The organism is Providencia sp. PROV076, from assembly GCF_028483405.1.
Lineage (GTDB): Bacteria > Pseudomonadota > Gammaproteobacteria > Enterobacterales > Enterobacteriaceae > Providencia > Providencia huaxiensis.
In genome coordinates, this window is sequence record NZ_JAMPRR010000019.1 from 163619 (window position 1) to 187095 (window position 23477).

Sequence of the window (23477 nt, forward strand, 5' to 3'; positions counted from 1 at the left end):
AATTTATATTTATTACTGCAATTTTGAGTAATGCAATTGCTGGAAATGAAATCGATAAAGGTAATTGTGTTGAGTAGTAGGAATGATTAATACGCGAAGAATAGGTATTAAGTGTAGGTGATTTTTTTGAAGGGAATTAATTCATATTTCCGGTACAGCTTTCATTCCTAAATATAAGACATTTCTTAATGATAGAGAAATCGAAGCCTATGGTTATAACTTAATTTTCAATTAATTTGAAATTATAATAAGTATTATTACCTAATTGCATGTGAGCATCATCATAAATAACCAAAAAAATTTATTAGTGAAGATCACCTTGATGAGGCGAGGTCACTAATATCCCGTTTGGAGTGAGACTCCTTGGTATAATTATCTTTGCTTTTAACGTCGCGAATTACACCATGGGTCATTAGAATATGCTCCCGTATTATCAATCGAGTTGTTTTCTATCATATCCAAATAGAGTAACTCAACTTCAGTTCTTGCCCATGGTGTGCGACGAAGAAACTTTAAGCTAGATTTAATACTTGGATCTTTGTTAAAACAGTTTATTTTTATAATGCGTCCAAGTTGGCTCCAACCGTATCTATCAACCAATGCATTAACTTGCATTTCTAGTGTAACCCCATGTAAAGGGTCTTTTGATTTATATTCACTCATTACGGCACATCCGAAGCATAGGCAGGTTATTATTAAGCGCATATAAATAAGCTGAATACCAATCTAAGTCAATAGGGTGTTAGCAATGACTGAACGAGCAAGGCCTATTTTTGCTCTGACATTCTATTTAACATAATATGCATTATGCGAACTTAAGTGTAAAATGAAGAAAACCAGCGTTCTGGCTGGTTAATCGTGTTGGTTCTTTTTGGGTTCTAAACTCAGTTTGACTTCATAAATCTTTCGTTTTTCAATGAATTCTATGAGCCATAAGATAGCCAATGAATTCTGGTAATATGCTACAGGTATTCCCACAAAAGTTATTGACCGACGTTTGATACCAAACAAGAATATGACGGTGTATTGCTTCTATAATTACAGGCTAATTTACTCATATAGATGTGGTCACATGGCTTACAAACTGAATCTTAACTGGCCTGAATTTTTAGAAAAATACTGGCAGAAAAAACCCGTTGTATTGAAAAATGCATTTCCTGATTTTGTCGACCCTATCACACCGGATGAACTGGCTGGCTTGGCCATGGAGTCGGAAGTTGACAGCCGCCTAGTCAGCTTTATTGATAATAAATGGGAAGCGAGTCACGGCCCGTTTGAAGATTTCAGCGAACTAGGCGAAAAAGGATGGTCACTATTGGTGCAAGCGGTCAACCATTGGCATATACCAGCGGCCGAACTAGTGAAACCGTTTCGTGTACTGCCCGAGTGGCGTCTTGATGATTTGATGATCTCCTATTCAGTGCCTGAAGGTGGTGTTGGGCCTCATATTGATAACTATGATGTTTTTATCATACAAGGTATGGGACGCCGCCGCTGGCGTGTGGGCGATGCCCTACCGATGCGTCAGTTCTGCTCACATCCGGCATTATTACATGTCGACCCATTTGAACCGATTATTGACGTGGAAATGGCACCAGGAGATATTCTGTATATTCCGCCGGGATTCCCTCACGATGGTTTCACTTTCGAAGATACCATGAACTATTCTGTCGGCTTTCGCGGGCCGACTGGTCGTGATCTGCTGAGCAGTTTTGCAGACTATGCGCTGGAACAGGATTTGGGTGGCATAAATTATGGCGATCCTGACCTCACGGTGACTGAAAATACAGGTACCATGGAACCTCATGAGGTTGAACGTCTACGAGCCATGATGATTGAAATGATCAACAAGCCGGATGATTTTGAACAGTGGTTAGGCCGTTTTGCAACGACTCTACGTCATGAGCTGGATATTGCCCCCTCAGATCCGCCATATCAACCGGAAGAAGTGCTAAGTGTGTTAAATGACGGTCAAAAATTGATCCGACTGAGCGGCTTGCGTGTGATGCGTATCAATGAGCACTTTTTTGTGAATTCGGAAGGCTGGATTACCACAGAAACAAAGGGTGCAGATGCATTGTGCCAGCTTATGGAAGTCGGCATCAATGAACTCGGTGAAGCACTGGAGAGCCCTGCTTTTATCGCGCAATTAACCGAATTTATCAATCAAGGATATTGGTATTTCGAAGAATAAGTCGCACCTGCCCAACAAGATAAAACACCTGCTAATGGGTGTTTTGTCTCGGCCCACCTAGAAAAATATCTCTTTCAGATTTCAGAAATTTCTACAGGTAAAAAGAAAGAAAAACCCATAAACCAAGTTTATCCCTTCGGTCCTTGTGCTTTTGCCAGTTTTTAGGTTTTATCTGTTATCTAATAAAAGTCAAATAGGCTAGTTTTAGTCATTATCTTACTTAGTGGTACTAATGTTCGGAGTTAAAAATGACAGTTTCTACTCGGCTAGTCAGCGGCTTATTATTCGCAACACTTTTGGCTTCTCAACACGTGCGTGCTGATGCTGAAACTAAACTAAATAAAGATGTTAAGCTAAATCACGCAACCGTATTTTTACGTGGTGCTGAATTAGATAACACCGTGACACTGTCACTTAATAAGGGGGCGAACTCGGTCATCCTCACCAATATCGCAAGTAATATTGACCCGCGTACGCTATCGATTGATCTTGAACAGGATGATGTGGTTATTCGCTCCGTTAATATCCAAAATATAGCAACAGAAGCTAATTATCCAATGGCTATTGCTGAACTTTTGGATCAGAAAAAACAATTAAGCCAGCAGATAGAGACATTGAATATTGCAATTAAAGTCGGTGAAGAACAATTAAATTTATTGAAAGATCACCGCTTTTTTGGGGGAAATACAGCGCAAACCCTAGAAGAATCAGCCCAGAAATTAAATTTTATTCGTCAGCAGATGTCTAATATTTTACAAGAGCAACAAAAAAACCAGTTGGAATTAGTTGAACTACAAGAAAAAGCTACGTTATTGCAGGCAAAAATTGATGAAAAAATGCCCTCTTCAATTGGTGAACAGACCCAAATTGTCTTGTCTATCGATGCGCAAAAACCGGTGACAGCAGAGTTGCAAGTTTCTTATTTAACACCTGATGCGGCTTGGTCTCCAAGTTACGATATCCGCAGCCTGAATTCGCAATCCCCTATTGTTTTAACGTACAAAGCGGACATAGTGCAAAATACAGGCATTGATTGGGATAAAGTTAATTTAACACTTTCAACGATTAACCCGTCTAAAAATATCACGCCTTCTGTCTTACAGCCTTGGCGCTTGTCCGTTTATGATAATAACGCTCAAATAGCACGCCAGGCTCGAATGAAAATGCCAGCAGCGCCAATAGCAATGTATGAAGAAAGCAGTGTCAGTGAGAAAAAAACAATAAATTCAGGTGTTTCAGATTTTGTAACTACATCTAACAATGGTGTCAATTTAAATTACCAAATTGCCCTGCCTTACTCCCTGAAAAGCACGATCAAACCGAATTCGCTCACCATTAAACAACAAAATATTGATGTAAAATACAAGTATACTGCCACGCCAAAATTGACTGAAGAAGTATTCTTACAAGCGAATATTGAAGATTGGCAATCACTTAACTTATTGAATGGAAATGCTAATGTATATTATGGAAATACGTATGTAGGCAATTTTATAGTCAATGCCAATCAATTGGTTGACACATTGAGCGTTCCTTTTGGTGTTGATAAGAGTATTCAAGTCTCTCGTGAATCAAATGAAAAGATGAAGAAAAAACCGAGTTTTATGGGGTCGACTATTCAACAAACAGAAAGTTACTTGGTCAAAGTAAAAAACATGCATACGAAACCCATTGAATTGACTGTTTATGACCAAATTCCAGTGAGTGAGGACAGCGATATAAAAGTGTCTGCAATAGAGGATAAAAATGCGGTTACCAATAAAAGCACTGGTGAAATAACATGGGATATTGCCTTAGAACCGAATGAAGAAAAGCAAATTTCATTTAGTTATTCGTTGAGCTACCCAAAAGATAAACAGATACTAGGGTTGTAACAATTTTTGTAGTTCTTTTTCGATGGCGTTAGAATAAACCCACACTGACACGACAATTATAACTATGAGGTTTCCATGATTATTTTAGTAACAGGTGCTTCTTCTGGTTTTGGTGAATCAATTGCCCGCAGATTTATCAAACATAATTACACCGTTATTGGAACAGGACGTAGAACTGAGCGTTTAGATGCTCTCCATCAAGAGTTAGGTGATAAATTTTACCCTTTAACATTGGATATCCAAGATAGAACAGCCATCCAAGATGCGATTTCAAGTTTACCTGCACACCTCAAACATATTGATATTTTAGTTAATAATGCCGGTTTGGCTTTAGGCTTAGAACCGGCGTTTGATGCCAATCCTGACGATTGGGATGTGATGATTAATACGAATACCAAAGGTTTAGTTAATATGACTTACGAGGTATTGCAAGTCATGGTTGCTAATAACCACGGTCATATTATTAATATTGGCTCAACTGCAGCGAGCTGGCCTTACAAAGGTGGTAATGTTTATGGTGCAACCAAAGCCTTTGTGAAACAATTTTCACTTGGCTTGCGTGCTGATTTACAAGGGAAAAAAATTCGAGTTACCGATATCGAGCCGGGCCTCGTTGGTGGTACAGAGTTCTCAAATATTCGCTTTAAAGGGGATGACGATAAAGCAGCTAGCACTTATCAAGGCGCAGATGCTCTGACCCCTGAAGATATTGCTGAAACAGTTTATTGGGTTGCTACTCTACCGGCTCACATGAATGTAAATACATTAGAATTGATGCCTGTTTGCCAAACTTTTGCTGGTTTAACCGTATATAAACAACTTTAATTTTTAGTACTATTCTATACAGACGTACTGATACACTTTTAGCTATACTGAGATTATCGGTCCTGTTTGGTAAGGAATTTACATGAATTCACATAAAATGTTGAAAACTGGCTTAACTGCAATATGTTTCTGTCTCCCTTTACTTTGGGCTACATCATCTTCCGCTGCACAATCAACGACATCATGTACTGCAGGCAGTACGTGTGTTTCAGTAGGTCAAGGTGATGACTCTCTTAATAAAGAGCAAGCGCGCCAAGAAAAGGAACAATGGGATGATACCCGTATGTTGCGCAAAAAGGTTAATACTCGTACCGAAAAAGAGTTTGATAAAGTAGATCAGGCTTTTGATGCAAAAGATAAATGCGAGAAAAGCCTCAATCTAAATGCTTACTGGGAACCGAGCACTAAACGTTGCCTTGACGTAAGTAATGGCCGTCCAATTAATAATCCATAACCTTATAGGTTGTTTTATGGAGCTGTTGATCAAGGAGAGAAGATGAAAAAGAAATTATTGTTACCCTTATTTGCACTGGTGCTAGCACCAGCTTTCGCGCAAGCTTCATGTGAAAGCGTAATTGAGGAAATCAAACAAAAGATTATCAATAATGGTGTTCCTGCAGATAACTTTAGTTTGGTTGCAGTGCCTAATGATGAAGTTGACGCGTCTAAAGGCCAAGTCGTCGGCCACTGCCAAAATGATTCTTATAAAATCATTTATACCCGTCATTAATTATAAGTTATAAGTAAAAAACAGGGCGCTACTCATGATGGCGCCCTATTTTTTGATTAATAACTTACTTAGTTCGTAACGTGCTTAGTTAGGAATGGTAATAAGTTCTTGTAGTTTATCTGTATTAAGGTAATGCCCTAACTCTCTTTCTTCTGGCCGCAATAAATACGGGATCTCCCCAATTAATGGTGCCTTAATATGATGTTGTAACCGTTCAATGATTTGTGCGTAGTGCGCCAATCCTGGATTGATGCGGTTTGCCATCCAACCAATTAATGGTAAGCCATCAGCTCGAATTGCATCCGCTGTTAGTAATGCGTGATTAACACAACCATGTTGAATGCCGACGACTAAGATCACACCAACAGGTTGACCTTTTAACCAGTCTGCATAAAAAGTATTGTCATCAAGTAGATAGCGCCATCCCCCATTACCCTCGATAACAACCATGTCACATTGATGATGTAAATGGTCTAGACCATGCTTTATTTTATTAAAATCAATGCTATTTTCATGGCTGTAATTGTCTGTAATACGCACAGGGTTAACTTCATCATAAGAAACAAGGTCTTTAGAAACACTGTGGATGAGTAATGCATCTTTATTTCTGATTCCTTCAGGGGTATCAATGCATTGATCTGCAATAGGCTTATAGCCCACTGCTTTAATTCCTTGGTTATTTAGTGCTTGCAAGATGGCAAGCGTCGATACTGTCTTCCCGACATCTGTATCTGTCCCGGTAACAAATAGATTGATCATGGTCTTTTTCTATCCTGAAGTGACAGACTTATACAGCAATAAGCTGCAAAAATGATATGGATTCAGTTTATTGGAATGGGTAAGTGAGAAGTTTGCGTTAGCTCAATTTTGTGTACGATAGTATAAATATTATCGAATTGTTTTAACCTTGTAATAGTTGTAGTAGCAGTGAACCATCATATAATGCTCTCTGTATTAATGATGTTTCACTCTCCTTTACTGTAAATAAAGATTTTTCTATCGATAAATTGGATGAATACAGAGGAACTGCGTATTTATTTATATGGTCATGTAAACATTTTAAAAACAGCTCAGAACCTTGATTCAAAGGTGAATTGACTAAAATTAACTCACTACCAAATAAATTCACCATCAGTGCTAATGGTTTAGCTAATTGCTGGGCAACTTGATTAATAAGGTAAACACAAAGTCTGTCGTTTAATGTTGCTCCAGCGCAAATTTTTTCAATTGAAATATCGTGTTGATGCAAAAAAGAATCAGGGTAGTTTATTAGGAAATTATTAGCTTGCCGCAATATTGCAGGAATGGACGTTTTTGTTTCTAAGCAATCGTTGCTACCGCAATAGCAAAAGTTATGTTGGTATGGCTCACATTGGGTATGGCCAAACAAAATAGGTCGACGGGTATTCGCATCTAAGGCTGTTCCATGGTTTAACACCATGACATTAATAACATCTTGTAGCTGTAAGTAAATGATGTTTTTTGCTTTTCTTTTCTCCTGATGAGAAAAGTGGTCCATTAACGCCAACGCATCCACTGGCGGATGTAAATAGGTGGGTAAACCCGTTTGCTTGGTAAGGTGTTCCGCAATGGCCAATTGATGGATTTTAAAAGAAGGATGCTGATAAATAACACCGGTATGGGGATCTAAAATACCATCAATAAGAATGCTAATGGCGGTGACTCTTTCTAATATGTTTTGATGACTAGCAAAAAATTGACTAATTAATTCAGAAAGTGAATCCATAAATTCGCTATTCCCTAGCGGTGTAAATGGATATTCTGTTTGCGCTAAGGTAACCGCATTAATTTCTTTCAGGGAAATGGTAAGTTTCTGCTCTTCAATACGGATCGCTAGAAATTGCCACCCTTCACTTTCAATCACTAGCCCTATCGCTGGGCGTCCACGTAAACCGAGTACAGGAAACTCTAATTCTTTGATTAAGTGGGCATCCATAAGCTCGCGTGTAATTTTAGTGATACTTGCAGGCGCAAGCTGTGCTTGTTTTGATAAGGCAATACGCGAAATTGGACCATGCTGATCAATGATACGATATACAATCCCCGTATTTAATTGTTTGATTTGGTCAATATGGCCTGTTTGATTCACCATGGTAATAATTCAATTCCTTTATAAAGCAATGAGTTATTATGCCTTAATCTGTGTATGAATGATTTCGTTTGCATTGAAAGTGTGAGCTTACTCACTTTTGTTGACCAACAATATTGGCCATCAAAAGATTTGTTAATTTTTTGGCGACAGCAGGTAATGCTCTACGCGTATTGTAGACTAACCAGACTTCAGATGAAGCATTAATATTTGTGAGTTTTAAGTATTTCACACCATCAATTTTCATACGTGTGAATGATTCTGTAATTACGGAAATTCCCATACCTGCGGCAACTAACCCCAAGATAGTCATTGCTTCCCCTGCTTCTTGAGAAATGGTCGGTACCACCCCTGCAGATGTTAACAATTGGTTTATTTCATCATATAACGCAGTACCGACATCACGTTCAAAGAAAATAAAAGGATAATCAGCAAGCTGTTGAATATCGACACCAACATCAATAAATTCTAACAATGGGTGCCCTTCATAGACAGCGACCATAAATGGCTCTTTAAATAATAGCTGGTAATCCAATTGCTCTGGTAACACCGTATTTCTCATAATGCCAAAATCAATTCGCCCCGTAATTAATGGTGCAATCTGTTGTTTCGTATTCATTTGGTGCATATGAATAGAAACCTCTGGGTATGTTTCCCGATATTGCCGTAAACTCATTGTGACCTTATGCATAAACGGCGTAGTTGAAGTAAATCCAATGGACAACTCCCCAAGTTCGCCTTTTTCCATGCGAGCCGCTTTTGTCGCAGCTGCATCGACTTGCGCTAAAATTTGATACGCTTCTTTTAAAAACATCGTGCCTGCTGGCGTTAAGGCAACATTTCGATTATTCCTTTCTAACAGTTTTGCATTAATTTTCTCTTCAAGCATTTGTATTTGTTGGCTTAACGGGGGCTGTGAAATATGTAAACGTTCAGCAGCCTTGCCAAAATGGAGCTCTTCAGCGACAGCAATAAAGTACCGCAGGTGCCTAAGTTCTATACTCATCGTTTTCTCGATATCATTGATATGTTTAAAATATCATTGTTAATGATTAATATATTAGACAAAAAAATAGAAAGTTTCTATTCTTTGATCGAAATCAAACGTGTTGGTATGACAAGGAATATACATGGAACACTCACAGAATAGTCTTACATCTGAGCAACCTAACGAAGGAATAAGGGCACCCCAGCAAGGAAATACCACACAAAAAAAACATTACATACAAAGAGATGATGCGCTGTATTTACGTGTGACTTTATCTTTTTTTACGGTGGGTTTTGCCACATTTGCATTACTGTATTTTGTGCAGCCAATTCTGCCTATGCTGTCAGAGGATTTTAATATTTCCCCTGCCACTGCAAGCTTATCATTATCACTGAGTACTGGCTTGATGGCATTAGGTTTATTAATTACAGGGCCAATTTCAGATGCAATAGGTCGAAAAAATGTGATGGTGATTGCATTGACCTGTGCCGCATTATTTACGCTACTTAGTTCCGTCATGCAGAGTTGGCAAGGGATCTTAATTGCGAGAGCATTAGTTGGTTTGTCGCTAAGTGGTGTTGCCGCGGTTGCGATGACCTATTTAAGCGAAGAGATCCATCCAAGCTATGTTGCACTATCCATGGGCTTATATATTAGTGGTAATTCATTGGGTGGAATGAGCGGCCGTTTGGTGACGGGAGTGATCGCTGATTTTTATTCATGGCGTGTTGCCGTGGTGATTTTAGGTTCGTTAGCTTTGATCGCGGCTATTGGCTTTTGGCGCTTATTGCCCCCTTCTCAGCACTTCCGGGCGAGTTCTTTAAAACCTAAGAATCTGTGGGTTAATTTGCATCTACATTTTAGAGACAAAGGCTTACCTTTTCTATTTATTGAAGGCTTTGTTTTGATGGGGGGCTTTGTCACAATGTACAACTACATTGGATATCGCTTACTTGAAGCGCCTTACTCTTTTTCTCAGTCTACTGTCGGCTTGTTATCCGTTATTTATTTAACAGGGACTTACAGTGCGACTAAAACAGGAAGCCTAATTCACAAATATGGACTTGGACAAGTACTCATAGCGTCCATCAGTATGATGTTAGTTGGTATTTTAGTCACATTACATTCAAATGTTTGGTTAGTTTTACTTGGAATGACAATACTGACAACGGGTTTTTTTGCAGCACACTCTGTAGCTAGTAGCTGGGTGGGACGCAGAGCTAAACGAGCACGTGGCCAAGCGTCTTCCTTGTATTTATTTAGTTATTACGCAGGGTCAAGTATTGCAGGTACGGTTGGTGGCTTATTTTGGCAACACTTCGGTTGGAATGGAGTTGCTTTATTTATCGCTGGAATATTATTTATCGGCATTATCATTGCTTGCCGTTTGAAATCAATTTGTTATAACCAATAGGTTAGGAACTAATAAAGGTTAAGCTACCGCTCCTCCTCGTGATTAGTAGATGATGAAAATGTCTATTAATTACGAGGAAACTCAATGAAACCATTCTCACTAAAACTATTTTTATTTGCATCATTGCTCTTTTGTTGTAGTTCTTTTGTTTGGTCCCATGGCTATGTCGAATCCCCTGAAAGTCGCTCATATTACTGCAAACAAGGTATAAATACTCACTGTGGGCCAGTGCAATATGAGCCGCAATCGATTGAAGGCCAAAAAGGCTTCCCCCAATACGGCCCAGCTGATGGAAAAATTGCTAGCGCTGGTATTGGTGCTTTTTCTCCCTTAGACATACAAACTACGAACCGATGGAAACGGGTTATTTTAAATTCACCTAATGTTAAGTTTAAATGGCGCATCACGGCAAAACATAAAACGACAAAATGGGAATATTTCATAACTAAGCCTGACTGGCAGCCAAATGCCCTATTATCGCGTAATCAATTTACACTAACCCCATTTTGTAAATTTGAACGTGTAGAAACTCCAGGGGAAATTGTGGAACACAACTGTGTATTACCGAAAAATCAAAAAGGTTACCATGTAATCTTAGCCATTTGGACGATATATGATACACCGAATGCATTTTACCAAGTCATTGATACAGAAATAAATTAACGTAAAAGTAAAGTTATATACAAGAAAAGGACAAGTGTTAAAATACCCACTTGCCCTTTTAAGCTTCGTTTTATTATTGATAAGCTCGATAGTTAATGGTAATTATAGTTATCACCCATTTGAATGTTGTAACTAAATGACTATAAAACAAGATTTGATTGATACGTTCAATGAATTGGAGTCACGGATAAACCAATTTAGCCTCTTGCTGCTGGAACAATCAAAACAGGTTCCATTTACAGCCCATGTATTTCAGTTACCTTCAGTTATTAAAGGTGAGGAAAATAATGAAATAGAACAAATTTCAGTACATACACTAGCGGGTCATGATGCTGTGAGTGAAGCAATAAAGTTAATTAACTTATTATTTTTGCAGAATAAATCCGAAGAAATTAGCAATAAAGCCGCTATCCGCTTACCTGGCGTTATATGTATACAAACTCATTTGCAGACATATCGTGACTTTAATTCGTTAATATTAAAGATCAATGAGTTAAAGAGGCATATAAAGGCAATTGTCACACAAGTGAATGAACCTCATCGATTCGACTTTATCCGTGACAGTTTACACGGACTGCTGACATTAAATACCTATCGTACCCTCACCTCATTGGTTGATATCGATACAGTTAATTTTGGCTGGGCGAATAAAAAAGTTATCAATAAAGTGACCAAAGATACAGTACTAGACCGTTTACAAGCAAGTATAGATAGTGGCCGCTGCCCTCTTCATTTACCTAAAGAACATTGGCTTTTACAACTGGAAAATGAAATTCGGTTAATTGATTCCCTACCTCATAATGCGGTTTTGAAAACTCAACGCCCTGTCAAAGTTCAGCCAATAGCTCGAGTGTGGGATAAAGAGCAACAGAAACAAACGCAGTTTGCCTGTGCAACACCTTTATTCGTTTTTGCGCTCGAAAAAACAGTAGCAGAAATTAAAGTTGGTGAGCTCCCCGATTACCATGCAAATAACATTGCTATTCGTAATCGACCTAAAGCAAAACAGGTTGAATTATTAATTCCTCGATTAAATTTGTATATTGAACGCTAAAAAAACACCCATCTGTAAAACAGTATGGGTGTTATATAAAGCCAGTTTAATAAGCTAGCTTAAGATTTCATGCTGCCAACCATATCTTCTGGACGAACCCAATCATTGAACTGTTCTTCAGTTAAATAGTTTAGTTTCAGTGCAGATTCTTTCAGCGTCAGCCCTTCTTTGTGTGCTTTCTTAGCAATTTCTGCCGCTTTATCGTACCCGATGTGGGTATTTAAAGCAGTTACTAACATTAACGATTCATGAAGTAATTTCTCAATGCGCTCACGATTTGGTTCAATTCCAATCGCACAGTGCTCATTAAAGCTACGCATACCATCAGCTAACAAGCGAACAGATTGTAAGAAATTATCAATTAGCATTGGGCGGAATACATTCAGCTCAAAATTACCTGAAGCCCCACCAATGTTCACAGCAACATCGTTCCCCATCACTTGAGCACATAACATTGTCAATGCTTCACACTGTGTCGGGTTAACTTTACCTGGCATGATTGAACTGCCTGGCTCATTTTCTGGGATAGATATTTCACCAATACCGCAGCGAGGACCAGATGCTAACCACCTTACATCATTCGCAATTTTCATTAGAGAAGCTGCTAAACCTTTTAAAGCACCGTGTGCGTGCACAAGGCTATCACAAGTTGCTAATGCTTCAAATTTGTTCGGAGCTGTAATAAATGGCTGGCCGGTTAATTCTGCAATTTTTTTCGCAACACGAACGGCATACTCTGGATGAGTATTTAAACCGGTCCCTACTGCTGTACCACCTAACGCTAATTCACACACATGTGGAACTGCGTTTTCAATGTGTTTTTCACTATGCGCTAACATTGCAGCCCAACCAGAAATTTCTTGGCCTAGCGTCAGCGGAGTTGCATCTTGTAAGTGAGTACGACCGATTTTTACGATATCTTTAAATTCTTTCGCTTTTGCATCTAACGTTTGATGCAAAATTTTCAGTTCAGGGAGAAGATGTTCGCGGATTGCGACGACCGCAGCAACGTGCATTGCCGTTGGGAAAACATCATTTGAACTTTGACTTTTATTCACATCATCATTAGGGTGAATAAGACGATCGTTACCACGTTGGCCACCGAGAATTTCGCTACCACGGTTAGCTAAAACCTCGTTCATGTTCATGTTACTTTGCGTACCAGAACCTGTTTGCCAAATAGCAAGAGGAAATTCCGTTGGATGTTTACCAGCTAAAACTTCGTCAGCGGCAGCAATGATTGCATCGCCGCGCTCTTTAGCTAATAATCCGAGATCCATATTGACACTAGCAGCGGCTTTTTTTGTGATAGCGAGTGCGTGAATCAACGCAACAGGCATTTTTTCTACAGATATACGGAAATGTTCTAAAGAACGCTGCGTTTGCGCGCCCCACAATTGGTCAGCAGGTACTTCAATTGGTCCCATTGAGTCTTTTTCAATGCGAGTGGCTGCCATTACTATCTCCTTAGGTACATACACAGAATAATTGATTTTAGAATCATCTGCTTGCAGGTAAGCAAATAACCGAGCAGTATAATGCCACAAATTGAATTTCATTTATGAGACTTGGTCGAGCTTATTGTATTGTAGTGAAAAGGAAATCAGTTGATTTTTATGAAAAAGAGAATTTTGCTATGCTGAAAATGATAAACAAAGTCCAAAACTATGACTGGGGCAGTAAAACGGCCCTGACTAAGTTATATGGGATTTCAAACCCCGATAACTTACCAATGGCTGAACTTTGGATGGGGGCTCATCCAAAAGCAAGCTCCGAAGTTCTCGATACGGAAAAAAATCAAAGTATTCCACTTAATGTCTTAATTGATAGCGATCCTGAAGCTTATTTAGGTCAACATGTTGCACAGACGTATCATCGTTTACCTTATTTATTTAAGGTGTTATGTGCTGCTCAACCGTTGTCTGTTCAGGTGCATCCAAACAAAACTTATGCTGAAGTTGGTTTCGCCAAAGAAAATTCAGCAGGGATCCCTTTAGATTCCCCAATACGTAATTATAAAGATGATAACCACAAACCTGAACTGATCTTCGCATTAACACCTTTTAAAGCGATGAATGCCTTTCGCCCACTAAATGAAATCGCTCAGCTTCTGGATTTTGTTTCTGCTGCCCATCCTGATATTCAGTTATTTGTTCAGGACCCCACTGAAGAAAAATTATCACGTTTATTTGCACAAATTCTTAACCTAACGGGTGAACAAAAAGATTTAGCACTTGGTGTATTAAAAGCAGCATTGAACAGCCGACAAGGTGAACCATGGAACTCAATAAAGCAAATGGTTAGTCTGTATCCTGAAGATAATGGGTTATTTACCCCTCTTCTTCTTAACATCGTTGAATTAGAACCTGGTGAAGCGATGTTTTTATATGCCAGAACGCCACATGCTTATCTAGAAGGTGTCGGGTTAGAGGTTATGGCAAATTCAGATAATGTACTGCGTGCAGGGTTAACAAATAAGCATATAGATATTCCAGAGTTGATTGCGAATATTGACTTTAAGCCTACGTTTGCAAAGGATTTATTGAACACCCCCGAAAAATCTGGAAATATCTGGAAATATAATATTCCAGTAGAAGATTTTGCATTTAATATATATTCTATAAGCCACTCGGAAGTTGTGCTATCTAATAATAGTGCCTCAATTTTGTTCTGTATTGAAGGCCAGTTAGTTCTGCATTCAAGTAATGATGAAATATGCGTTAATTCAGGTGAGTCTGTATTCTTACCTGCTTATGAGAAAAGCATAACCATTAATGGCAGTGGTAAACTAGCCCGAGTATTTAACAAATAGTGTCATATTCTGTATTTAACCGTCTTTATTGCATGAAGATGGTTACTTAAAACTTTTATAAATTTATAAGTACGGCAATAACGTACTGAAAGGATGGATGTTTATAATGAAAAAGTCATTAGTCGCGGTTGGTGTTATTGTTGCTCTAGGTGCAGTGTGGACCGGTGCTTCATGGTATACAGGTTCTAAAGTAAAAGATGAACTTGATAGAGTAATCCTCAAAACCAACGATTTTTTTGCTGTAAATGTGCCTGAGTCGGGTTTGAACTTTAAAGTAGAAAATTATGAAAAAGGCGTATTTTCATCTAAAGCAGATATTGTAATCACCTCTGCAGACTCAGTCTCACCAGACGACTCCATTGTATTCAAAACGAATATTGATCATGGCCCATTCCCATTATCACAAGTTGCTAAGTTTAATTTATTACCTAAATTAGCAGCAACGCAAATTGAATTAGCTAATAACGCAACCACAAAAGAATTGTTTGAAGCAACACAAGGTAAACCTTTTATTCATGGTTCCGCTGTTATTGGCTATAGCAAAAGTATTGATACCAGCTTAGAACTGATCCCTATCGAATATAAGAAAGATGATGTTTCATTATCATTCAGTGGTTCGAAGTTCGATGTATCAACAACCTCTGACCTTGCTGCTGTAGATGCAACTTTAGTGACGGATAATTTAGTTATTGGTAAAAAAGATAACTCTGAATCCATGACTTTAAAAGGTTTAAAATTAGTCTCTAATGTAGAAAAGTCACAATATGGCTTCTACACTGGAACCCAGTCATTTGTTATTGCGGATACAGATTTCAACATCCCTGAAACCAAATTCTCTTTTAAAGATTTCAAAATTTCAAGTGATACCTCTATTACTGGCGAAGATGTAAAAGGAAATATTTCTTATAGCATCGCTGATTTAAAAGCATTAGAGCAAAACTTAGGTTCTGGCGAATTAACTGTTGCTATTGAAAAATTAGATGCTAAAGCATTAGGTAAATTCGTTGAACAATATAATGAAGCTTTAGCGCAAGGTTTAGCTAGTGGAGATCCTACTGAAGCTACAGAGCGTTTAGCTATGGAGATGATGTCTACAACATTACCAGAGCTAATGAAAAGCAAGCCTGTATTTACGGTTAGCCCTTTCTACTGGAAAAATGAAGCTGGCCAAAGCTCAGTTGACCTAAACATCACATTCAATAAATGGAACCAAGACGAAATGACTGCGTTAGCAATGTCTAACAAAGTTGATGAAGCTATCAAGCAACTCATTACGTCTTTCGATTTCAATTTAAAACTGAATAAACCAATGATGATCGAATCAATGACTCAAGCAATGATTATTGATCAAGGTGTACCAGTTGATGCAGAAGCTAAAAAAGAAATGAAAGGCATGATCACTTCTGAGTTTGAAGGTGTTCAGCAAATGCTGACTTCAGATATGTTCTCTTCTCCATTTGAAGAAATGTTTATGACTGATGAAGAACGTGCTGAAAAAGCTAAACAGAAAAAATCACCTTGGATGATTGATAGCGAAAATGATTTAACTATGACTATCAAATTTGCAGGTAATGACCTGACATTCAATAATGACAAATATACCTTAGCTGAGTTCCTCACTAAGATGAAAATGATGTCTAGCCCAGAAGATGCATTAGAATATGAAGCTGTACCTGCTCCAGACGCAGAGCCAGCACCAGAAATGGAAGTTGAGCCTGAGTTAGCTCCACAAGAAGCACCAGCTAACTAATTTGACTCAATACCATCTAGTGACGAAAGCCAGTTAATATTAGCTGGCTTTTTTATTACATCACGAAATAAACGTGATATATATCACAATATGAATGTAATAATTAATCTCGTTTCACATTTTTCGTGATTCGTAATTGCCTTTAATGAAATAAAAGTCAAAATAAGGATAGAAAATAGATAAAGGATCATTCCGTGATTAATACACATTTACCTTTAACCGATTTACACCGCCACCTCGATGGCAATATTCGTCCAGAAACGATCCTCTCCTTAGCAGAACAGCATCATATTCAATTACCTGCTACAGAGATTGAAGCATTGCGCCCTCACGTCCAGATTATAGGACAAGAAGCTGACTTAGTTGGTTTTTTAGCAAAGCTAGATTGGGGAGTCGCTGTTTTAGCTGATTTGGACGCCTGTCGCCGTGTCGCGCTTGAGAATGTTGAAGATGCCTTTAATGCTGGTATCGATTACGCAGAGCTACGTTTCTCTCCTTACTATATGGCGATGAAGCACCAATTGCCTGTTGAAGGTGTAGTTGAAGCCATTGTTGATGGTGTACGTGCAGGGTGCCAACAATTTGATATTAAAATTAATTTAATTGGTATTTTAAGCCGCACTTTTGGCCAACAAGCCTGTACAGCTGAACTGCAAGGATTATTAGCGCATCGAGATCATTTATGCGCATTAGATTTAGCAGGAGATGAGCTCGGATTCCCTGGAGAGCTCTTTGAGTCACATTTTATTAAAGCTAGAGATACTGGGTTAAATATTACTGTTCATGCAGGTGAAGCGGCTGGAGCAGACAGTATTTGGCATGCCATTAAGGTATTAGGCGCACAACGAATTGGTCATGGCGTTAAAGCAATAGAAGACCCTGCTCTAATTGAGTATTTAGTAAAACATCAAATTGGCATGGAAAGCTGTTTAACGTCGAATATTCAAACAAGCACAGTTCCATCCTTAGCTCAACACCCATTGAAAACCTTTTTGCAACACGGTGTTTTGGCTTCAATTAATACAGATGACCCAGCAGTTCAAGGGATTGAGCTACGCCATGAATATGAAGTGGCTGCCCCACAAGCTGGTTTAACGGCAGCAGAAATAGAACAAGCACAACGAAATGGTCTGAGTATGGCATTTTTATCGGATAGTGAGAAAAAAGTGCTCTTACATAAAGCTGCTACTCGTTAATTTAAATTTCTTAAGGGCATTTGTTAGAATGCCCTTTTTAATTTTCAAGCCACTTTCCTATATTATTGTATTTCTACGTTTATACACAGACACACGACTCTCCTTTACTAGCTCACCTTTTGTATTCAATGTACAAGTACAGTTGTTAATTTAGCGATTATTAAACCCACTGCATGTTGTAACTAAATATAGCTAATCCTATAAATCAATAGCAAAAATATGAGGGGTTACTAATCCCCCTCAATCTTAGAATACTTATTTCATCGATAACCGTTTAGCATAGCGCTGAGCAAGTACAGCGCTGACCATCAGTTGTATTTGGTGAAAGATCATCAATGGCAATAAAATAACCCCCACTGTCGCAGCAGGAAACAACACATTCGCCATTGGGACTCCATTAGCTAAACTCTTTTTCGAACCACAAAACACAATGGTAATTTCATCTTCTTTGCTAAAACCTAACAACCGTGCAGCCAACGTATTAAATACAATGATAATAAATAAGATAACGCAAGTGACAACCACAATCATAAATAGTGAAAATGCGTCTATTTTCTGCCAAATCCCCTCTACCACTGCTTCACTGAATGCCACATAAACGACCAATAATATTGAAGACCGGTCAGTCATATTAACTAATTTGCGATTACGGTTTATCCAATTGGCAATCAGCGGCCGAGATAAATGCCCCACAATAAATGGCAGCATCAATTGCATTAGAATGGAGCCTATCGCATTAAGCGTATCCATGGCTTGGCTGCCATCAGCATCCATCAATAAGCCCACTAAGATTGGCGAAAGAAAAACCCCAAGAATACTCGACGCCGATGCACTACAAATAGCTGCAGCAATATTCCCCCCCGCTACCGATGTGAATGCAATGGCTGACTGTACAGTTGCAGGTAAAGCACATAGGTATAAAAAGCCCATATATACAGTGGGTGACATCCATTTCGGAACAATCACGGCAAGCCCTAGGCCTACGATAGGAAATACAATGAATGTACTCGCAAAAACCAAGAGATGTAGGCGCCAGTGCCCTATCCCCGCCATGATTGATTCACGAGATAATTTAGCCCCATGCATAAAGAACAATAATGCAATTGCAGCAGTCGTTAAATATTGAAACGCCGTTTTTATATCGCCTTCACAAGGAAAAAGACTGGCTAGAATGACAACGCCAATCATGATAAGTAAAAATGGGTCTATTCTCAGTTTAGCTAGCAAATTCATTCGATTATCCATAATAAAAGCCAGTTATATTAACTGGCCTTATAGTGAGCGTTGATGACATTAAAAGATTGCTTCAATTGTCCGTTTTTCTTTTGCCGAACGTATACCTGCTTCAATAAGTTTCATAATATCTATCGCTTCGCTCGGGGTGACAGGATTTGGTTTACCATGGCGAATCGCATCATATATCCCTTGATAATAACCACCATAATTTCCGCGTTGGTTTGGCCAAGATTGTGTTATAAGCTCATCACCTTGTGACAGCGTCACATTACCCATGTTGGTATCAATTCCCCAATCAGCCCCTTCTGGACGTTGGCCGCTCTTTAAGCAGTCTTCTTGGGTGTCTAAACCATATTTAACATAGCTACCATTCATACCATGAATAACATATATCGGCGTTGGTGCAGCGGCTAATGTTGTTGCATGTAATACCACTTTTTTATCTGCATACTGCAAAACAGCATGAAAGTAATCCACTGCCTGTGCATTAGGGCGGATCATGGCAAGATCAACGTTGATCCCTAAAGGCCTACCAAAATATTGCAAGACTTGGTCTAACAAATGTGGCCCTAAGTCGTACCAAATACCGGCTCCGGGTATATCGGCTTCACGCCAACGTTGCCTAACTAGCGGCCGATAACGGTCAAAATGGGATTCATAGTATTTAATATCCCCTAGCTTACCTTCTTCTAAGATCTTTTTAACGGTTAAAAAACCTGAATCCCATCGACGGTTATGATAAACCGACAGTAGTTTTCCAACTTGCTCCGCTTGTTGTTTTAATTGCTCTGCCTGTGAGACATCTAACGTAAAGGGTTTATCAACAACTACATGTTTTCCAGCTGCCAATGCCGCTTGTGCAAGGGGGAAGTGAGTATCATTAGGTGTAGGAATGACAACTAATTCGATATCTTTATCCGCAAAAACAGCTTCTGGAGATGCAGCAACATGAATATTTGGCCAATCTGCCTTAACCTTATTGGGGTCACTGCTAGAAATCGTTGCCAAATCATACCCTTCTAAAATACCAAGGAAAGGTGCATGAAATGTTTTGCTTGCATAGCCATATCCGATGATCGCGACTTTAATTGGTTTAGACATTTAGACCTCATACAACGATAAACACAAGTGGAGATAAAAAGTACCATCAGAAGGAATGAAATGGCAAATAAATCTATGATAGGATTGTAAATTGTCCAGCGATTTTGCCAAAATGGGTTTTATTAATTATGACTTCAGTTTATGACGCTAACCGCATCACTGGCTGGCTATTAGTTCCAGCGATCTATTTGTTATTAACCTTTTTAGCTGTTTGCAGTATGACTGTCATGTATTGCATTAAATTTTATGAGATTGTCACGACTGTTGACCATTGGACACGTTTTATTCCTGCCGCTTGGTATTTGTCATTCGCCATTGCTATTGGGATGACTATTTTCAGTATCCATGTGTTGCAACTGATGTTTTCTCGTTCAAAACATTTCCCTCGCCGTTTTATTATTTGGCTGCTTATTTTATTATTATTAGGCATAAAAACCTTCGCTTTTTCACCTATTGACGATGAAACCGCTTTGCAAGTCCTTGCATGGCCTTTAATTGGCGCGGGTTTCTTTGTCCCTTATTTCAAGCGTTCCCAACGTGTAAAAATGACTTTCACACAAGATCGATAAGCATCATATAAATTGCTTGATATCATAATGATAGTTTAACTGGCTGCGGCCAGTTTTTGTTCTTTTTTCATTTCAGGCAATAGCATGACTGATTATTTATTACTCTTTGTTGGAACAGTGTTGGTTAACAACTTCGTCCTCGTTAAATTCCTTGGCTTATGCCCTTTTATGGGCGTCTCAAAAAAACTCGAACCGGCCATTGGGATGGGCTTAGCAACGACGTTTGTTATGACATTGGCGTCAATCAGTTCTTGGTTGATTGACACACTTATCCTCATTCCTCTCGACCTCATCTATTTGCGGACGCTAAGCTTTATTTTAGCGATTGCTGTCGTTGTACAGTTCACTGAAATGGTGGTCAGGAAAACGAGCCCAACGCTCTACCGTTTACTCGGCATTTTTCTGCCTTTAATTACCACCAACTGTGCAGTTCTTGGTGTTGCCTTATTAAATATTAATATGTCTCATACTTTTATGCAGTCTGCCGTATACGGTTTTGGCGCTGCTGTGGGTTTCTCATTAGTGATGGTTTTATTTGCCGCTATTCGCGAACGTCTAGCTGTTGCCAATGTTCCAGCCCCTTTTAAGGGCTCGTCAATTGGCTTGATTACCGCTGGCTTGATGTCTCTCGCGTTTATGGGCTTTAGTGGTTTGGTGAAATTCTAATGATGTCTGTATGGATTGCTATCGGTATATTAGCCGTTTTTGGCCTAGTATTTGGGCTGATGTTAGGGTATGCCTCATTACGCTTCAAAGTTGAAGCTGACCCGATTGTCGAACAAGTTGAAGCAATATTGCCTCAAAGCCAGTGCGGTCAATGCAGTTACCCTGGTTGCCGTCCTTACGCTGAAGCGGTTGCCAATAATGGGGAAATGATCAACAAATGCGCCCCAGGTGGCGAACAGGTCATGCTGAAAATCGCTGAATTGCTTAATGTCGACCCTCAACCGATTGATGGCGATGAAGCCGCGCAAAACCCCGTCCGTAAAGTTGCTATTATCGACGAAGAAAACTGCATTGGTTGTACTAAATGCATCCAAGCTTGCCCTGTTGATGCCATTGTGGGTGCAACCCGCGCCATGCACACTGTGATTGAAGACTTGTGCACCGGCTGTGACTTATGCGTCGCCCCTTGCCCTACAGACTGTATTGAACTTGTTCCTGTGAAAACGACTACAGCCAATTGGAAATGGGATTTAAACACCATCCCTGTAAAAAATATTAGTGTTGAATCCAATGAACAGCTTGTCTCTAAAGTAAGAGGTGAAACTCATGCTTAAGCTCTTTAATTGGTTGAAAAAAGATAATATATGGGATTTCAAAGGTGGGATCCATCCGCCTGAAATGAAGCTACAATCTAGCCAGACACCGATGCGTATTGCATCAGTGCCCGATGAGTTGTTTATTCCATTACAACAACATTTGGGCCCTGAGGGAGAACTAATTGTTCAGGTTGGTGACTCAGTATTAAAAGGCCAGCCATTAACTAAAGGGCTTGGGCGTACTGTACCTGTTCATGCATCAACTTCAGGGGTGATCACTGCAATTGAACCTATGGTAACGGCACACCCTTCTGGTTTAAAAGAATTGTGTGTGCGTATTGCAGCCGATGGCCATGATACATGGTGTACTTTGTCCCCAGAGCCTAATTACGTTCAACTAACCCGTGCTGAATTACTGCAAAAAATTGAACAAGCTGGGATAGCCGGCCTCGGTGGTGCAGGTTTCCCAACCGCATCAAAATTGGCCGGAGGTCAAGATGCGATTAAAACATTAATCATTAATGCAGCTGAATGTGAGCCTTATATCACAGCTGATGATAGGTTAATGCAAGAACATGCACAGGAAGTCATTGAAGGCTGTCGTGTTTTACAGCATTTATTGAACCCTGACCAAATATTAATTGGTATTGAAGACAATAAACCTGAGGCTATTCAGGCACTCAAAGATGCGATCACGCCACAAGATAAACAGGTATTCATTAGGGTTATACCAACTAAATATCCATCTGGTGGTGCTAAACAACTGACAAAAATTTTGACAGGAAAAGAAGTGCCGTCTGGTGCGCGTTCTTCACAAATTGGTGTGTTGATGCAAAACGTCGGTACTGTGGTCGCCATTAAACGCGCGGTTGTTGATGGCCAGCCATTGATTGAACGAGTGGTAACTGTCACCGGAGAAGCAATCAGTAAACCAGGTAATTTTTGGACTCGTTTAGGGACTCCAGTTAAACATCTATTACAGCAATCCGGTTTTAACCCAGAGCCAGAACAAATGGTGATTATGGGGGGGCCTTTAATGGGCTTTACCCTACCCGACCTGAATGTCCCTGTCGTAAAAATTTGCAACTGCTTACTGGTCCCCACAATGGAAGAAATGGGACCTAAAGCACTAGAAGAAGCGTGTATTCGTTGTGGGTTATGTGTCGATGCCTGCCCAGCCGCGTTACTTCCTCAGCAACTTTATTGGTTCAGTAAAGGGGATGAACACGAAAAAGCGCAAAAACATAATTTATTTGACTGCATAGAGTGCGGTGCATGTGCTTATGTATGCCCAAGTAATATTCCGTTAGTGCAATATTATCGCCAAGAAAAAGCGGAAATTCGTGAAATTGCTCAAGAAGAGCGCCGAGCTGCTGAAGCTAAATTACGTTTTGAAGCAAAACAGTTGCGTATGGAACGTGATAAACAAGCACGAGAAGAACGCCATAAAAAAGCCGCGGTACAAGTTGATAGCGCGGATAAAGATGCAGTTAATGCAGCCTTGGCTCGAGTTAAAACCAAACAAGCAGCGACCGCGGAGCCTATTAAGATTATTTCGGGTGAACTGCCAGACAATAGTGCGGTGATTGCTGCTCGCGAAGCCCGTAAAGCTCAAGCCCGTGCAAAACAAGCTGAAAAACTGGCTAATGCACAAACAGAGCCCGTTGACACAGCGGCCACGGATGATCCTCGTAAAGAT

At 39.5% G+C, this 23477-nt stretch carries 22 protein-coding genes; 15 read left to right on the forward strand and 7 right to left on the reverse strand.

The window, feature by feature from the left end:
- Nucleotides 1-384: 384 nt before the first annotated feature.
- A complete protein-coding gene (locus tag PSF67_RS14170; RefSeq protein ID WP_102138573.1) occupies nucleotides 385-663 on the reverse strand; it encodes a VF530 family DNA-binding protein in 279 nt (92 codons plus the stop codon).
- Nucleotides 664-1072: 409 nt separating this feature from the next.
- Between PSF67_RS14170 and PSF67_RS14175 the strand changes: the two genes are divergently transcribed.
- The 5 genes from PSF67_RS14175 (at nucleotide 1073) to PSF67_RS14195 (ending at nucleotide 5623) form a co-directional block, all read left to right on the forward strand.
- Nucleotides 1073-2194, forward strand: coding sequence for a ribosomal protein uL16 3-hydroxylase (locus tag PSF67_RS14175; protein ID WP_231068317.1), 1122 nt, complete (start codon nucleotides 1073-1075; stop codon nucleotides 2192-2194).
- A 248-nt stretch (nucleotides 2195-2442) separates the two neighbouring features.
- Nucleotides 2443-4068, forward strand: a complete 1626-nt coding sequence (locus PSF67_RS14180; RefSeq protein WP_272677168.1) for a DUF4139 domain-containing protein — start codon at nucleotides 2443-2445, stop codon at nucleotides 4066-4068.
- Nucleotides 4069-4143: 75 nt separating this feature from the next.
- Complete coding sequence (gene ydfG, locus PSF67_RS14185; protein WP_272677170.1) at nucleotides 4144-4893, forward strand: bifunctional NADP-dependent 3-hydroxy acid dehydrogenase/3-hydroxypropionate dehydrogenase YdfG; 750 nt, start codon at nucleotides 4144-4146, stop codon at nucleotides 4891-4893.
- Nucleotides 4894-4975: 82 nt separating this feature from the next.
- Nucleotides 4976-5347, forward strand: coding sequence for a DUF1283 family protein (locus tag PSF67_RS14190; protein ID WP_102138588.1), 372 nt, complete (start codon nucleotides 4976-4978; stop codon nucleotides 5345-5347).
- Nucleotides 5348-5389: 42 nt separating this feature from the next.
- Nucleotides 5390-5623 (forward strand): DUF1161 domain-containing protein, encoded by a 234-nt coding sequence (locus tag PSF67_RS14195; protein ID WP_102138589.1) that lies wholly within the window; start codon nucleotides 5390-5392, stop codon nucleotides 5621-5623.
- Nucleotides 5624-5707: 84 nt separating this feature from the next.
- Here the strand turns inward: PSF67_RS14195 and bioD are convergent, their stop codons facing one another.
- The 3 genes from bioD to PSF67_RS14210 form a co-directional block, all read right to left on the reverse strand.
- Nucleotides 5708-6382, reverse strand: coding sequence for a dethiobiotin synthase (gene bioD / locus PSF67_RS14200; RefSeq protein WP_102138590.1), 675 nt, complete (start codon nucleotides 6380-6382; stop codon nucleotides 5708-5710).
- Nucleotides 6383-6524: 142 nt separating this feature from the next.
- Nucleotides 6525-7736: an ROK family protein gene (locus PSF67_RS14205; RefSeq protein WP_102138591.1), complete on the reverse strand. Its 1212-nt coding sequence runs from the start codon at nucleotides 7734-7736 to the stop codon at nucleotides 6525-6527.
- 91 nt (nucleotides 7737-7827) lie between these two features.
- Complete coding sequence (locus PSF67_RS14210) at nucleotides 7828-8739, reverse strand: LysR family transcriptional regulator (RefSeq protein WP_272677172.1); 912 nt, start codon at nucleotides 8737-8739, stop codon at nucleotides 7828-7830.
- Nucleotides 8740-8863: 124 nt separating this feature from the next.
- Between PSF67_RS14210 and PSF67_RS14215 the strand changes: the two genes are divergently transcribed.
- From PSF67_RS14215 to tus, 3 genes are all read left to right on the forward strand, one after another.
- Nucleotides 8864-10135 (forward strand): MFS transporter, encoded by a 1272-nt coding sequence (locus PSF67_RS14215; protein ID WP_272677174.1) that lies wholly within the window; start codon nucleotides 8864-8866, stop codon nucleotides 10133-10135.
- An 84-nt stretch (nucleotides 10136-10219) separates the two neighbouring features.
- Nucleotides 10220-10798 carry a lytic polysaccharide monooxygenase gene (locus PSF67_RS14220; protein ID WP_168222839.1) on the forward strand — a complete coding sequence of 193 codons (579 nt, stop codon included), beginning with the start codon at nucleotides 10220-10222 and terminating at the stop codon, nucleotides 10796-10798.
- Between the two features lie 136 nt (nucleotides 10799-10934).
- Nucleotides 10935-11852, forward strand: coding sequence for a DNA replication terminus site-binding protein (gene tus, locus PSF67_RS14225; protein ID WP_272677175.1), 918 nt, complete (start codon nucleotides 10935-10937; stop codon nucleotides 11850-11852).
- Between the two features lie 59 nt (nucleotides 11853-11911).
- Here the strand turns inward: tus and fumC are convergent, their stop codons facing one another.
- Nucleotides 11912-13309 (reverse strand): class II fumarate hydratase, encoded by a 1398-nt coding sequence (gene fumC, locus PSF67_RS14230; protein ID WP_102138595.1) that lies wholly within the window; start codon nucleotides 13307-13309, stop codon nucleotides 11912-11914.
- Nucleotides 13310-13488: 179 nt separating this feature from the next.
- Between fumC and manA the strand changes: the two genes are divergently transcribed.
- The 3 genes from manA (at nucleotide 13489) to add (ending at nucleotide 17610) form a co-directional block, all read left to right on the forward strand.
- Nucleotides 13489-14664 (forward strand): mannose-6-phosphate isomerase, encoded by a 1176-nt coding sequence (gene manA / locus PSF67_RS14235; protein ID WP_195698720.1) that lies wholly within the window; start codon nucleotides 13489-13491, stop codon nucleotides 14662-14664.
- A 106-nt stretch (nucleotides 14665-14770) separates the two neighbouring features.
- Complete coding sequence (locus PSF67_RS14240; protein ID WP_195698721.1) at nucleotides 14771-16414, forward strand: YdgA family protein; 1644 nt, start codon at nucleotides 14771-14773, stop codon at nucleotides 16412-16414.
- A gap of 194 nt (nucleotides 16415-16608) precedes the next feature.
- Nucleotides 16609-17610 carry an adenosine deaminase gene (add, locus tag PSF67_RS14245; protein WP_272677177.1) on the forward strand — a complete coding sequence of 334 codons (1002 nt, stop codon included), beginning with the start codon at nucleotides 16609-16611 and terminating at the stop codon, nucleotides 17608-17610.
- 255 nt (nucleotides 17611-17865) lie between these two features.
- On the opposite strand, the gene PSF67_RS14250 is transcribed toward add, so the two are convergent.
- Complete coding sequence (locus PSF67_RS14250; protein ID WP_102138598.1) at nucleotides 17866-18843, reverse strand: bile acid:sodium symporter family protein; 978 nt, start codon at nucleotides 18841-18843, stop codon at nucleotides 17866-17868.
- A 60-nt stretch (nucleotides 18844-18903) separates the two neighbouring features.
- Nucleotides 18904-19947, reverse strand: coding sequence for an oxidoreductase (locus PSF67_RS14255; protein WP_102138599.1), 1044 nt, complete (start codon nucleotides 19945-19947; stop codon nucleotides 18904-18906).
- Nucleotides 19948-20075: 128 nt separating this feature from the next.
- Here PSF67_RS14255 and PSF67_RS14260 point away from each other — a divergent pair, with 128 nt between their 5' ends.
- The 4 genes from PSF67_RS14260 to rsxC form a co-directional block, all read left to right on the forward strand.
- Complete coding sequence (locus PSF67_RS14260) at nucleotides 20076-20516, forward strand: DUF2569 domain-containing protein (protein WP_102138600.1); 441 nt, start codon at nucleotides 20076-20078, stop codon at nucleotides 20514-20516.
- Between the two features lie 84 nt (nucleotides 20517-20600).
- The gene (gene rsxA, locus PSF67_RS14265) at nucleotides 20601-21182 is read left to right on the forward strand and encodes an electron transport complex subunit RsxA (protein WP_004910983.1); all 582 of its coding nucleotides are present in this window, start codon (nucleotides 20601-20603) and stop codon (nucleotides 21180-21182) included.
- Nucleotides 21182-21796, forward strand: coding sequence for an electron transport complex subunit RsxB (rsxB, locus tag PSF67_RS14270; RefSeq protein ID WP_272677178.1), 615 nt, complete (start codon nucleotides 21182-21184; stop codon nucleotides 21794-21796). Before rsxA ends, rsxB begins: the two co-directional genes overlap by 1 nt.
- The coding region (gene rsxC / locus PSF67_RS14275; RefSeq protein WP_272677179.1) for an electron transport complex subunit RsxC at nucleotides 21789-23477 on the forward strand (1689 nt) is incomplete at its 3' end. The genes rsxB and rsxC, both read left to right, overlap by 8 nt.